Annotated in this window: 11 protein-coding genes; 8 read left to right on the forward strand and 3 right to left on the reverse strand. The window is 68.6% G+C overall.

What is annotated here, in order from left to right; genetic code table 11:
• Positions 1–4: 4 nt before the first annotated feature.
• The 7 genes from ftsW to ftsZ all read left to right on the forward strand — a co-directional run bounded on the left by ftsW (position 5) and on the right by ftsZ (position 8,168).
• Positions 5–1,219, forward strand: coding sequence for a putative lipid II flippase FtsW (gene ftsW / locus AC07OY_RS01115; RefSeq protein WP_495041953.1), 1,215 nt, complete (start codon positions 5–7; stop codon positions 1,217–1,219).
• Positions 1,216–2,292, forward strand: a complete 1,077-nt coding sequence (gene murG, locus AC07OY_RS01120) for an undecaprenyldiphospho-muramoylpentapeptide beta-N-acetylglucosaminyltransferase (RefSeq protein WP_495040689.1) — start codon at positions 1,216–1,218, stop codon at positions 2,290–2,292. The genes ftsW and murG overlap by 4 nt, the downstream gene beginning before the upstream one ends.
• Positions 2,293–2,398: 106 nt before the next feature.
• Entirely contained in the window at positions 2,399–3,790 is a 1,392-nt protein-coding gene (gene murC, locus AC07OY_RS01125; RefSeq protein WP_495040690.1) for a UDP-N-acetylmuramate--L-alanine ligase, read from the forward strand.
• A complete protein-coding gene (locus tag AC07OY_RS01130) occupies positions 3,787–4,761 on the forward strand; it encodes a D-alanine--D-alanine ligase (RefSeq protein WP_495040691.1) in 975 nt (324 codons plus the stop codon). Before murC ends, AC07OY_RS01130 begins: the two co-directional genes overlap by 4 nt.
• A 4-nt stretch (positions 4,762–4,765) precedes the next feature.
• Positions 4,766–5,593: a cell division protein FtsQ/DivIB gene (locus AC07OY_RS01135; RefSeq protein WP_495040692.1), complete on the forward strand. Its 828-nt coding sequence runs from the start codon at positions 4,766–4,768 to the stop codon at positions 5,591–5,593.
• Positions 5,594–5,601: 8 nt separating this feature from the next.
• On the forward strand, positions 5,602–6,831 hold the full coding sequence (ftsA, locus tag AC07OY_RS01140) for a cell division protein FtsA (RefSeq protein ID WP_132570473.1): 1,230 nt from the start codon (positions 5,602–5,604) through the stop codon (positions 6,829–6,831).
• A 92-nt stretch (positions 6,832–6,923) separates the two neighbouring features.
• Complete coding sequence (gene ftsZ / locus AC07OY_RS01145) at positions 6,924–8,168, forward strand: cell division protein FtsZ (RefSeq protein ID WP_495040693.1); 1,245 nt, start codon at positions 6,924–6,926, stop codon at positions 8,166–8,168.
• A 54-nt stretch (positions 8,169–8,222) separates the two neighbouring features.
• On the opposite strand, the gene AC07OY_RS01150 is transcribed toward ftsZ, so the two are convergent.
• The 3 genes from AC07OY_RS01150 to AC07OY_RS01160 are packed head-to-tail and all read right to left on the reverse strand — an operon-like array spanning position 8,223 to position 10,947.
• Positions 8,223–9,410 (reverse strand): Bcr/CflA family efflux MFS transporter, encoded by a 1,188-nt coding sequence (locus tag AC07OY_RS01150; protein ID WP_495040694.1) that lies wholly within the window; start codon positions 9,408–9,410, stop codon positions 8,223–8,225.
• A complete protein-coding gene (locus AC07OY_RS01155) occupies positions 9,407–10,231 on the reverse strand; it encodes an alpha/beta hydrolase (protein ID WP_495040695.1) in 825 nt (274 codons plus the stop codon). The genes AC07OY_RS01150 and AC07OY_RS01155 overlap by 4 nt, the downstream gene beginning before the upstream one ends.
• Before the next feature lie 20 nt (positions 10,232–10,251).
• Positions 10,252–10,947, reverse strand: a complete 696-nt coding sequence (locus AC07OY_RS01160) for an SDR family oxidoreductase (protein WP_495040696.1) — start codon at positions 10,945–10,947, stop codon at positions 10,252–10,254.
• A gap of 110 nt (positions 10,948–11,057) precedes the next feature.
• On the opposite strand from AC07OY_RS01160, the gene AC07OY_RS01165 reads away from it, so the two are divergent.
• On the forward strand, positions 11,058–11,621 hold the full coding sequence (locus AC07OY_RS01165) for a TetR/AcrR family transcriptional regulator (protein ID WP_495040697.1): 564 nt from the start codon (positions 11,058–11,060) through the stop codon (positions 11,619–11,621).
• The last annotated feature ends 18 nt before the right edge of the window (positions 11,622–11,639 follow it).

Raw genomic sequence — 11,639 nt, forward strand, 5'->3', positions numbered from 1 at the left:
ATCGCTGTGGAAGCGCGATGGCGCCGAGGACGCCAGCGTGCCGGTGCGCGACTGGGTCTCGACCTCGGCCGGCCGTCCGACCCAGCTGCAGGGCTTCGACATCACCATGGTCTGGGTCGTGCTCGCGCTGATGGCCTTCGGCCTGCTGATGGTCTATTCGGCCTCCATCGCGCTGCCGGACAACCCGCGCTTCGCCAAATACCTGCCGACCCACTTCCTGACCCGCCACATGGTGGCCATCGGCTTCGCGCTGATTGCCGGCCTTGTCACCGTGCAGATCCCGGTGGCGCTGTGGGAACGCTATGCGCCCTGGGTTTTCGTCGTCTCGCTGGTACTGCTGGTCGCGGTGCTGATTCCGGGCATCGGCAAGGTCGTCTACGGCGCGCGCCGCTGGATCCCGCTGGGCGTCATGAACTTCCAGCCGTCGGAGCTGGCCAAGTTCGGCATCGCGCTCTACGCGGCCAACTACATGATGCGCAAGATGGACGCCCGGGAGAACTTCTTCCAGGCCGTCACGCCCATGGCCATCTCGCTGGCCTTTGTCGGCCTGCTGCTGCTGGCCGAGCCCGACATGGGCGCCTTCATGGTCATCGCGGCCATCGCGATGGGCATCCTCTTCCTGGGCGGCGTCAACGGCCGCATGTTCCTGCTGATCACGCTGGTGCTGGTGGGCGCCTTCACGCTGATGATCACCTTCAGCGAGTTCCGCCGGGAGCGCATCTTTGCCTACCTGAATCCCTGGGACGAGAAGTACGCCCAGGGCAAGGCCTACCAGCTGACCCACAGCCTGATCGCCTTCGGCCGCGGCGAGTGGTTCGGCCAGGGCCTGGGCGGCAGCGTCGAGAAGCTGCACTACCTGCCCGAGGCCCACACCGACTTCCTGTTGGCCGTCATCGGCGAGGAACTGGGCTTCGCCGGCGTCGCCGTGGTGATCCTCGCCTTCTTCTGGCTGACCCGCCGCTGCTTCCTGATCGGCCGCCAGGCCATCGCGCTGGACCGCGTGTTCGCCGGCTTGTATGCGCAAGGCATCGGCATCTGGATGGGCGGCCAGGCTTTCATCAACATGGGTGTCAACCTGGGCGCATTGCCGACCAAGGGGCTGACGCTGCCGCTGCTGAGCTTCGGCGGCTCGGCCATCCTGATGAACTGTGTGGCTCTCGCGGTCGTTCTTCGGATCGACTTGGAAAATCGCCAGATGATGAGAGGAGGGCGTTCATGAGTGGACGTCACCTCGTCGTGATGGCCGCCGGCACGGGCGGCCACATCATTCCCGGCCTCGCGGTCGCTGAGGAAATGCAGCGTCGCGGCTGGACGGTGTCGTGGATAGGCACGCCGACCGGCATGGAGAACCGCCTGGTGCCGGCGCGCGGCATCGAGCTGGATACGCTGCCCTTCGCCGGCCTGCGCGGCAAGGGCTTCAAGCATGCGCTGCGCGGCATCGCCGGTTTCTTCAAGTCGCTGGGCCAGGCGCGCCGGGTCTACGCCCAGCGCCGCGCGACGGCCGTGCTCGGCATGGGCGGCTATGTCTGCCTGCCCGGCGGCCTGACGGCTGCGTTCACGGGCCGGCCGCTGATGCTGGTCAATGCCGACGCGGCGATGCTGAAGAGCAACCTCGCGTTGAAGCCGTTCGCACGCCGCATCGCCTTTGGTTTCGACGGCGCGGCGGCGGCTTCCACGTCGGGTGCCGTCGTCAGTGGCAATCCGGTGCGCGCCGAGATCGAGGCGCTGCCGCTGCCGGCCGAGCGCATGGCCGAACGCATCGGGCCGCTGCGCGTGCTGGTGCTGGGCGGCTCGCTTGGCGCGCGCGCGATCAACCAGGCCATGCCGCAGGCATTGGCGCTGTGGTCCGAGGAACAGCGCCCCCAGGTGCTGCACCAGTCGGGCCAGGACCATCTCGGCGCCGTCTGGCAGGCCTACGCCGACGCCGGCCTGTCCGCCGAGGTGCGGCCCTTCATCGACGACATGGCCGCAGCGCTCGGCTGGGCCGACATCGTGGTCTGCCGAGCCGGCGCCATCACGGTCAGCGAACTCTGCGCCGCCGGTTGCGCCGCGGTGCTGGTGCCGCTGGTCGTCAGCACGACCTCGCACCAGCGCGACAACGCCGTCTTCATGGCCCAGCACGGCGCGGCCATCCACCTGCCGCAAAGCGAGCTGACGCCCGCGAAGCTGCACGAGCTGCTGGGCAGCATGGACCGCGGTGCGCTGCTCGCGATGGGCGAGAAGGCCCGCTCGCTGGCCCGGCCCCGTGCCGCCGCGCGCGTGGCCGACGAGATTGAGGGGATGCTGAGATGAGCCGTGATGGCCGTAGTGCATGGCGGGCCGAGCGCTGGGCCGCTCCCAAGCCGGCCCGCGTCCCCTCGGGGGATCGGCCGACGTACCCGTCGGACGAGAGGCTGACATGAGACACGCGGTTCAACGACTGCATTTCGTGGGCATCGGCGGCGCCGGCATGAGCGGCATCGCCGAGATCCTGCACAACCTGGGATTCACGGTCAGCGGCTCGGACGCGGCCGAGAGCGCGACGACGGAGCGCCTGCGCTCCCTCGGCCTGCGCGTCGAGATCGGCCATTCCGCGCCGCATATCGGCGACGCGCAGGCCCTGGTCACGAGCACCGCCGTTGCCGCCGACAACCCCGAGGTGCAGGCCGCGCGCGGCCGCCAGATCCCGGTGGTGCCGCGCGCCGTCATGCTGGCCGAGCTGATGCGGCTGCGCCGCGGCATCGCGATCGCCGGCACGCATGGCAAGACGACGACGACCTCCCTCGTCACCGCCATCCTCGTCGAGGCTGGCCTGGACCCGACCTTCGTCATCGGCGGCAAGCTCAATGCCGCCGGCGCCAACTCGCGCCTGGGCCGCGGCGAGTTCATCGTCGTCGAAGCCGACGAGAGCGACGCCTCCTTCCTCAAGCTCAGCCCCGTGCTGTCCGTCGTCACCAATATCGACGAGGACCACATGGACACCTATGGCCACTCGGTCGAGAAGCTGCACGCGGCCTTTGTCGAGTTCCTGCACCGCATGCCCTTCTACGGCGCCGCGGTGGTGTGCGCGGACGACGCTGGCGTGCAGTCCATCCTCGGCCGCATCGAGAGGCCGGTCGTCAGCTACGGTCTCTCCGAAGGCGTCAGCGTGCGGGCCGTCAACGTGCGGCCCGGAGCCGGCGCGCAGATGCGCTTCACCTGCCAGCGCGAAGAAGCGGCCGACCTGGACGTGCTGCTCAACCTGGCCGGCGAGCACAACGTGCGCAATGCGCTGGCGGCCATTGCCATCGCGATGGAGCTGGACTGCCCGGACGAGGCCATCCAGAAAGCCCTTGCCAACTTCTCCGGCGTCGGCCGCCGCTTCGAAAAGCACGGCGAATGGCCGGCGGCCGACGGCGGCCGCTTTGCCCTCGTCGATGACTACGGCCATCACCCCGTCGAGATGGCGGCGGTGCTCGCCGCCGCGCGCGGCGCCTATCCCGGGCATCGCCTGGTGCTGGCCTTCCAGCCGCATCGCTACACGCGTACGCGGGACTGCTTCGCCGAATTCGTGAAGGTCATGCAGGGCGCCGACGTGGTGCTGCTGACCGAGGTCTATTCGGCCGGCGAAGCGCCCATCGAGGGGGCGACCGGCATGGCCTTGGCGCAGGCCGTCGGCACCTCGAACTTCGTGGCCGGCGTGACCGACATGCCCGCGGCGCTGGCGCAGCTGACCCGCGACGGCGATGTCGTCATCGGCATGGGCGCTGGTTCGATGAGCGCGCTGCCGCGTCTCGTCGCCCGGCATTTCTCTGAAGGAGCGTCGGCATGACGAAGACGCCTATCGATCTGAACATCGACGCCAAGTCGCTCGGCAAGGTGGCCGTGCTGTTCGGCGGCATCAGCGCCGAGAGGCCGGTGTCGCTGATGAGCGGCAACGGCGTGATGGCGGCCCTGCGGTCCATCGGTGTTGACGCCCACGCTTTCGATCCGGCCGAGCGTCCGCTGCAGGCGCTGAAGGACGAAGGGTTCGAGCGCGCCTTCATCGCCCTGCATGGCCGCGGTGGCGAGGACGGCACGCTGCAGGGCGCCCTCGAATGGCTGGGCATCCCCTACACCGGCTCGGGCGTGACCGCCTCCGGCGTGGCGATGGACAAGACCATGACCAAGCGCGTCTGGTCCGCCGAGGGCCTGGTGACGCCGCAATACCTGGCACTCGGCCGCGCCGAGCTGACGCGCGAACGCATCCGCACCATTCCCGACGAGCTTGGCCTGCCCGTCGTCGTCAAGCCGCCGCACGAAGGCTCCAGCATCGGCATCACCAAGGCCATGGGCTACTCGGACATGCAGGGCGCCGTCGAGCTGGCCCTGGGCTTCGACGACGAACTGCTGTTTGAACAGTGCATCGAAGGCCCCGAGATCACCTGCGCCGTGCTGGGCCAGGGCGCCGACGCCGTCGCGCTGCCGGTCGTCGAGATCCGCGCCGAGGGTGGCGACTACAGCTACGAGAACAAATACGTGTCCAACGACACCAAGTATCTGTTCGGCACCCTGCCCGCCCAGCTCGAAGCCGAGGTGCAGCAGATGGTGCTCAAGGCCTATCGCCTGCTCGGCTGCCGCGGCTGGGGCCGCGCCGACCTGATGCTGCGCAGGTCCGACATGAAGCCTTTCCTGCTGGAGATGAACACCAGCCCCGGCATGACTTCGCACTCGCTGGTGCCCAAGGCGGCCCAGGCCGTGGGGGTCGACTACCCGCACCTCTGCCTTTGGCTGCTGTCGCAGGCACGCCTTGACCGCGCTTGACTTCATGAATTCCGCCGCCGCCACTGCTGCGCTGCCGTCCGACGTCCGCCTGATGAATGCGGTGTCGGCGCTGCTCGTCGCCGCGCTGGTGGTGACGGCCGCGTGGGCGGCGCTGCGTTGGGTGGTGCGCCTGCCGGCGTTCAACTTCCGCGCCATCCAGGTCGAGGGCGATGTCAGCCGCAACAGCGTCGCCTCGCTGCGCGCCAACGCACTGCCGCGTCTGCACGGCTCCTTCCTCAGCATGAACCTGAAGGACGGCCGCGCCGCCTTCGAGTCCGTGCCTTGGGTCAGGCATGCACAGCTGACGCGCATCTGGCCCATGCGCCTCAAGGTCAACCTCGAGGAGCACCGCGCCGCGGCCTACTGGGAAGCGCGCGCCGAGGGCGCCGACTCGGCCACCGAGGCGACGGCCGAGCGCGCCCTCGTCAACAGCTTCGGCGAAGTCTTCCAGGCCAATCTCGGCGATGTCGAGGACGAAGCCCTGCCGGTGCTGGCCGGCCCGGCCGCTTCGGCGAGCGCCATGCTGCAGATGTGGCGGGCGCTGTCGCCCGCCGCCGAGAAGCTCGGTGAAGGCATCGACCGCCTGGATCTGTCAGGCCGCGGCTCCTGGCGTGCGACGCTGGGCAGCGGCGCCGTCATCGAACTGGGCCGGGGCAGCGAGGCCGACGTCGTCGAGCGTTTCGGCCGCTTCGCCCACTCCATCACGCAGGTCACGGCCACCTACCGCAGCCCGCTGCTGTCCGCCGACCTGCGCCACGCCGACGGCTACGCGGTCAAGCTGCGCGGCGTGACGATCCAATCTCCGGGTAAACCCGCAAATAGAAAACGTTGAGGACGGACATGGCCAAGGAATACAAGGATTTGGTCGTCGGGCTGGATATTGGGACCGCCAAGATCATGGCCGTCGTGGCCGAGGTTTTGCCGGGCGGCGAATTGCGCATTGCCGGCCTCGGTGTGGCGCCCTCGCATGGCCTGAAGCGCGGCGTCGTCGTCAATATCGACGCCACCGTGCAGTCCATCCAGCAGGCCTTGAAAGAGGCCGAAATGATGGCCGACTGCAAAATATCGCGGGTTTATACCGGGATCACGGGCAGCCATATCCGCGGCCAGAACTCCACCGGCATGGTCATCGTGCGCGACAAGGAGGTCACGCCGGTCGATGTGACCCGCGTTGTCGAAACCGCCAAGGCCATCAATATCCCAAATGACCAGCGCCTGCTGCTGGTCGAACCGCAGGAATTCGTCATCGACGGCCATGAGGTCAAGGAACCCATCGGCATGAGCGGCGGCCGGCTCGAGGTCAAGGTCCATATCGTCACGGGCGCGCAGAGCGCGGCAGAAAACATCGTCAAGTGCGTGCGTCGCTGCGGTTTGGAAGTCGACCAGCTGGTTTTGAACCCGAGCGCCTCCAGCCATGCCGCCCTGACCGCCGACGAGCGCGACCTGGGGGTTGCGCTGGTGGATATCGGCGCCGGCACGACCGATGTCGCGATATTCACCGGCGGTTCCATCCGCCATACCGCCGTCATCCCAATAGCCGGCGACCTGATCACCAGCGATATCGCGATGGCCCTGCGCACCCCGACCAAGGATGCCGAGGAAATCAAGGTCGAATATGGCGTCGCCAAGCAGCTGCTCGCCGACCCGTCCGACCAGGTGGAAGTGCCCGGCCTGGGCGACCGCAGCCCCCGCATGCTGTCCAAGCAGGCCCTGGCCGGCGTCATCGAGCCGCGCGTCGAGGAAATCTTTTCCCTGGTGCACCAGGTCATTCGCGAGAGCGGGTATGAGGAATTGTTGTCCAGCGGCATCGTGCTGACCGGTGGGTCGGCCGTCATGCCGGGCATGGTGGAACTCGCCGAGGACATTTTCCTGAAACCCGTCAGACGTGGCCTGCCCACCTATTCGGGGGCTCTCTACGACATGGTGGCCAACCCCCGTTCGGCCACCGTCATGGGTCTTCTGGAAGAAGCGCGGCTGTCGCGCAGCCGGGGTTTCAAGGCCGCACAGCAGGCCGGCTCGGTGCAAACCCTGCTCGGCCGGGTCAAGGATTGGTTCATGGGGAATTTTTGACCCCCCAAAACCACGGTGAAACACTAAAAAAGTGTTTCAGCAACTAGTCAACATTCATGTGCCCGAGGCACAATTGCAGTAGGAGGTTTGATATGCCCATCGAGATGATCGAAGAGTTTGACCAAGGCACCCAAATCAAGGTGATCGGGGTCGGTGGTGGCGGCGGCAACGCCGTGGACCACATGATCGCCCAGGGCGTTCAAGGCGTGGAATTCATCTGCGCGAATACCGACGCGCAGGCGCTGAACCGCTCCAAGGCCGATCAGTTGCTGCAACTCGGCACCTCCGGCCTCGGCGCTGGCGCCAAACCCGAAATGGGCAAGGCCGCCGCCGAAGAGGCTGAAAACCGCATTCGCGAATCCATCGCCGGCGCCAATATGCTGTTCATCACCGCCGGCATGGGTGGTGGTACCGGCACGGGTGCCGCGCCGGTGATTGCCCGCGTCGCCAAGGAAATGGGCATCCTGACGGTGGGCGTCGTCACCAAACCCTTCGAATTCGAAGGCGGCCGACGCGCCAAGGCAGCCGACTCCGGTCTGGCGGAACTCGAAGCCAATGTCGACTCGCTGATCGTCGTGCTGAACGACAAGCTGCTCGACGTGCTGGGCGACGACGTCACGCAGGATCAGGCCTTCGCGCACGCCAATGACGTGCTGAAGAACGCCGTTGGCGGCATTTCGGACATCATCCACATCCCCGGCCTGGTCAACGTCGACTTCGAAGACGTCAAGACGGTGATGAGCGAGCCCGGCAAGGCCATGATGGGTACGGCCCAGGCCGGCGGCCCCGACCGCGCCACCAAGGCTGCGGAAGCCGCCGTCGCCTGCCCGCTGCTCGAAGGCATCGATCTGTCCGGCGCGCGTGGCGTGCTGGTGCTGATCGCCGCGAGCCGCGCCAACTTCAAGCTGAGCGAGTCGCGCAATGCGATGAACGCCATCAAGCGTTACGCGTCGGAAGAAGCCCACATCATCTACGGCACCGCCTACGACGAAAGCCTGGGCGACCAACTGCGCGTGACCGTCATCGCGACGGGCCTGACGGCCGGCCGCGCCCGCCAGCAGGCCCCGCTGCAGGTCGTGCAGACCCAGCAGGTCGTGCGCAACGGCACCGACGGCATGCCCGTGCTGACGCAGGCCGTGGCGATGGGGCAGTCCACCACGCCGACCGCGCAGCAGGCCAATGTCGGGCTGGGCCTGGGTGATTTCGCCAACGCCAATGTGCCCAGCGTCTGGCGCCATGGCCGTTCGGGCAGCGCCGCGGCCAAGGTCGAGGCCCTGTCGTCCAACGGCATGGACGAGATCGAGATCCCGGCCTTCCTGCGCAAGCAAGCTGACTGAGAGAAGAGCATTCTGTTGAGAAGGGCGAGCCGTGAGGCTCGCCCTTTTGCTTTGTCAGGATGCGGACGCTATCGCCGCGGATGGTTTTGCTGCGCCCGCGACAAGTGCCAGCAAGCCACCACCCGCCAGCACCAGAGCTAACGAGCTGATGCGCGCACCCGGCAACGTCGCCGCAGCCGTCGTCAGGCAGGCCGCAGCCGCCATCTGTAGGAAGCCGAGCAAGGCGGAGGCCTGGCCGGCCTGGGACGCAAACGGCGTCAAGGCCAGGGCGGTTCCCGTGGGTGACACCAGGCCCATGCCGAACAGGAAGATGCCCACCGCGACGGCAAAGCCGACGAGACCTGCTGCACCGCCGACCAGCATCGTCAGTCCGCCCAGTGCGGCGAGCGCCGCGCCGAGACGCAGCACGGCAGCACCGCCCCAGCGCGCCGCCCAGCGTGGTGCGGTCTGCCCGGCGGCGAAGACGACAAAGACCGACGTCGCGAAGAACAGGCCGACCTGCAGGGCGCTGAAGCCGAAGTCGCGCGCCAGCACCAGCGGTGCGGTGCCGAAGAAGGCGAACAGCGCGCCAAGGATGGCGGCGGTTGCCAGTGCCGGTCGCACGAAGCGTGCGTCGCCGAGAAGCAGCACATAGCCCCGCGCCAGCGCGCTGACGGGCTGGTGCCGGCGGCGCTCGACGGGCAAGGTCTCGCCGACGATGACGACATAGGCCGCGGCCAGCGTCAGCCCCGACAGGACCAGCACGACGAACAGGGCCCGCCAGCCCCAGGCCGCCTGCACGAGGCCACCCAGCAGCGGCGAGAAACCCGGCGCTGCGGCCATGACGACCATGATGCGGCCGAGCAGGGCGGCGAGCTGCGGGCCCTCGAAGCGATCGCGCGCGGCGGCCCGCGCCAGCACCGAAGCGGCTGCGACACCGATGGCCTGCAAGGCTCGGCCCGCCAGCAGCCACGGCAATGTGCCCGCCAGGCCGCAAACGGCGCTGCCGATCACGAAGACGGCCAGGCCGCCGAGCACGACCGGCCGACGCCCGGTGCGATCCGACAGCGGCCCGACGATGAGCTGGGCCAATGCGAACACGGCGAGGAAGACGCCGAGCACCGCCGCCGTCAGCGCTGCCTCGTCGCCGCCCAGGGCCTGCGCCATCACCGGCAGCGAAGGCAGCAGGATGTTGGTGGACAGCGTCGCCAGCGCCGACAGCGCAGCCAGCGTCAACAGCCAGCGCAGGGGCACGGCGCTCATGAGACGCGGCCTTCGGCGATGAAGGCAATGCTGCTCGCGATGACGTCGGCGTCGACCAGCAGGCGGCGATGGCCCAGGCCCTGGACGGGCGCTAAGCGCGAGCCGGCCCAGGCCGCATGCAGGGCCTCGGAGGCGGCAAAGGGCACGGTGCGGTCCGCGGGGTCGTGGACGATCAGCCCGGGGTGGCGCAGCCCATGCTGCAGCCGCTCCAGGTCCACATAGGTGATGCGGGTGCCGATGAAGCGCTCCACCCAGCCGGCAAAGGCGGCAGCGTCCGCCGGACCCAGGCCATGGGCCGTGGCCAGGCCCTTGACCATGGGCGTCAGTGAAGACGGGCCGGCCAGGTGCACGCTGCGCCTGACCTGCCAGCCGTGCGCAAAGGCCAGCAGGGCCGCCGCCGATCCCATCGAGTGGCCGATGACGCCATGCACCTCTGCGCCGATGTCGGCGATGACGGCGCGCAGGGCCCGGCCGGCGTGCACGACGCTGGCCGCATGGCCGCTCGAGTCGCCATGGGCGGGCAGGTCGAACAGCGTGACCGAGAAGCCGGCGTCGACCAGGCCCCTGGCGAAGCCGAGCAGATGGGCGCCGCGGCTGTTCCAGCCATGCACGAGGACCACGCGCGGGCCGGCCCCGAGCGTCCAGCGCGCCAGCTTGTGGCCTTCATGGCGCAGCGGGGGCTCGGCATGGCCGGCCAGGGCGGCGCTCTCATCGGCCGTCAGCGGCACGCGTTCGGGTGCCGAGAAGGCGTGGCGGGCGGCGGCGAGATGGCCGTCGTCATGGGCCGCGAACGGCGTTGCCAGGGCAGGGGAGGCAAGCATGGCGTTCTCCTCGATGGGCGTCAGCCGGCGTAGGCGGGCGTGGGTGTCGACAGGCTTTGCTTGACGTGGCGGCTGATGTCGTCGGCCAGCACCTCGAAGGCGCCGGCTTCCAGTTCGGCCAGGGCCAGGCGGGCGACGTCGGCGGGAGCAGACTTGGGCGCCTCGAGGCCGCGCGTCATGTCGGTGTCCATATAGCCGACGTGCAGGCTGGTGAGCTGCGTGCCCTGGGCCTTGAGTTCCTGGCGCAGGCCGTTGGTCAGCGCCCAGGCGGCGGCCTTGCTGGCGCTGTAGGGCGTGAGGCCCGGCAGGGTCACCCAGCTCAGCACCGACAGCACATTCAGCACCGCGCCGCCGCCATTGGTCTGCAGCACCGGCGCAAAGGCCTGGGTCAGGGCCCAGACGCCGAAGAAGTTGGTGTCCAGATGACGGCGCGCTGTGGCGATGGCGTCGTCAGCGAGAACGCCCGAGCCCTGGGAGATGCCGGCGTTGTTGATCAGCAGCGTCACGTCCTGGCATTGCGCGGCGGCGGCGGCCACCTGGGCGGCGTCGGTCACATCCAGCGCCACGGGAATGGCGCCGGGCAGATCGATGGTGGCGGGGTCGCGCGCGGCGGCATAGACCTTGGCGGCGCCGGCGGCCAGGGCGGCCTCGGCAAAGGCACGGCCCAGGCCGCGGTTGGCACCGGTGATGAAGACGACGGCGTTCTTGAGCTTCATGGCAATTCCTTCGCAACCTGTTTATTCATGTCGACTGACATGATTGATATAAATGTCGTTCAACATATAAAATCCGTCAAGCCCCATCCAGAAAGCCCTCAGGAGACGCCATGAAGGTCAGCCGCGCCCAGGCCGAAGAGAACCGCGAACGCATCCTCGACAACGCCGCCCAGCTGTTCCGCGAGCGCGGCTTCGATGGCATCGGGCTGAACGACCTGATGCAGGCCGCCGGCCTGACGCGCGGCGGCTTCTACGGCCATTTCGAATCCAAGGACGACCTCGCCGCCCAGGCCACGCGGCGGGCGCTGCAGGACAACCGCGAGCAATGGAAGAAGCAGACCGATCGCAGCCTGCAGGCCTGGGTCAGGACCTATCTGTCCGACGCCCACCGTGACCACATCGGCGCCGGTTGCGGCCTGGTCGCTCTCGCGGGTGACGCGGCGCGCGGCGGGCCGGCCGTGAAGGAGGTCTTCGCTGAAGGCGTCGCCAGCCTCATCGCGACGCTGCAGACGCAGATGCCCGCCGACGATGCGGCCGGCCAGCGCGAGCAGGCCCTGGCCATGCTGTCCACGCTGGTGGGGGCCTTGCTGCTGTCGCGGGCGGTCGGGGGCGACGTGCCGCTGTCGCGCGAGTTGCGCGAGGCGGCGCGCAAGAGCCTGCCCGCTGGCGGCTGAACGGTCGTCGCGAGCCGC

This window comes from Roseateles sp. GW821-FHT09H10, from assembly GCF_059415865.1.

Excerpts from the sequence above, each read along its gene's own strand:
- murG (WP_495040689.1), top strand. The coding sequence starts at position 1,216 with ATGAGTGGACGTCACCTCGTCGTGATGGCCGCCGGCACGGGCGGCCAC.
- murC (WP_495040690.1), top strand. The coding sequence starts at position 2,399 with ATGAGACACGCGGTTCAACGACTGCATTTCGTGGGCATCGGCGGCGCC.
- AC07OY_RS01130 (WP_495040691.1), top strand. The coding sequence starts at position 3,787 with ATGACGAAGACGCCTATCGATCTGAACATCGACGCCAAGTCGCTCGGC.
- AC07OY_RS01135 (WP_495040692.1), top strand. The coding sequence starts at position 4,766 with ATGAATTCCGCCGCCGCCACTGCTGCGCTGCCGTCCGACGTCCGCCTG.
- ftsA (WP_132570473.1), top strand. The coding sequence starts at position 5,602 with ATGGCCAAGGAATACAAGGATTTGGTCGTCGGGCTGGATATTGGGACC.
- ftsZ (WP_495040693.1), top strand. The coding sequence starts at position 6,924 with ATGCCCATCGAGATGATCGAAGAGTTTGACCAAGGCACCCAAATCAAG.
- AC07OY_RS01150 (WP_495040694.1), bottom strand. The coding sequence starts at position 9,410 with ATGAGCGCCGTGCCCCTGCGCTGGCTGTTGACGCTGGCTGCGCTGTCG.
- AC07OY_RS01155 (WP_495040695.1), bottom strand. The coding sequence starts at position 10,231 with ATGCTTGCCTCCCCTGCCCTGGCAACGCCGTTCGCGGCCCATGACGAC.
- AC07OY_RS01160 (WP_495040696.1), bottom strand. The coding sequence starts at position 10,947 with ATGAAGCTCAAGAACGCCGTCGTCTTCATCACCGGTGCCAACCGCGGC.
- AC07OY_RS01165 (WP_495040697.1), top strand. The coding sequence starts at position 11,058 with ATGAAGGTCAGCCGCGCCCAGGCCGAAGAGAACCGCGAACGCATCCTC.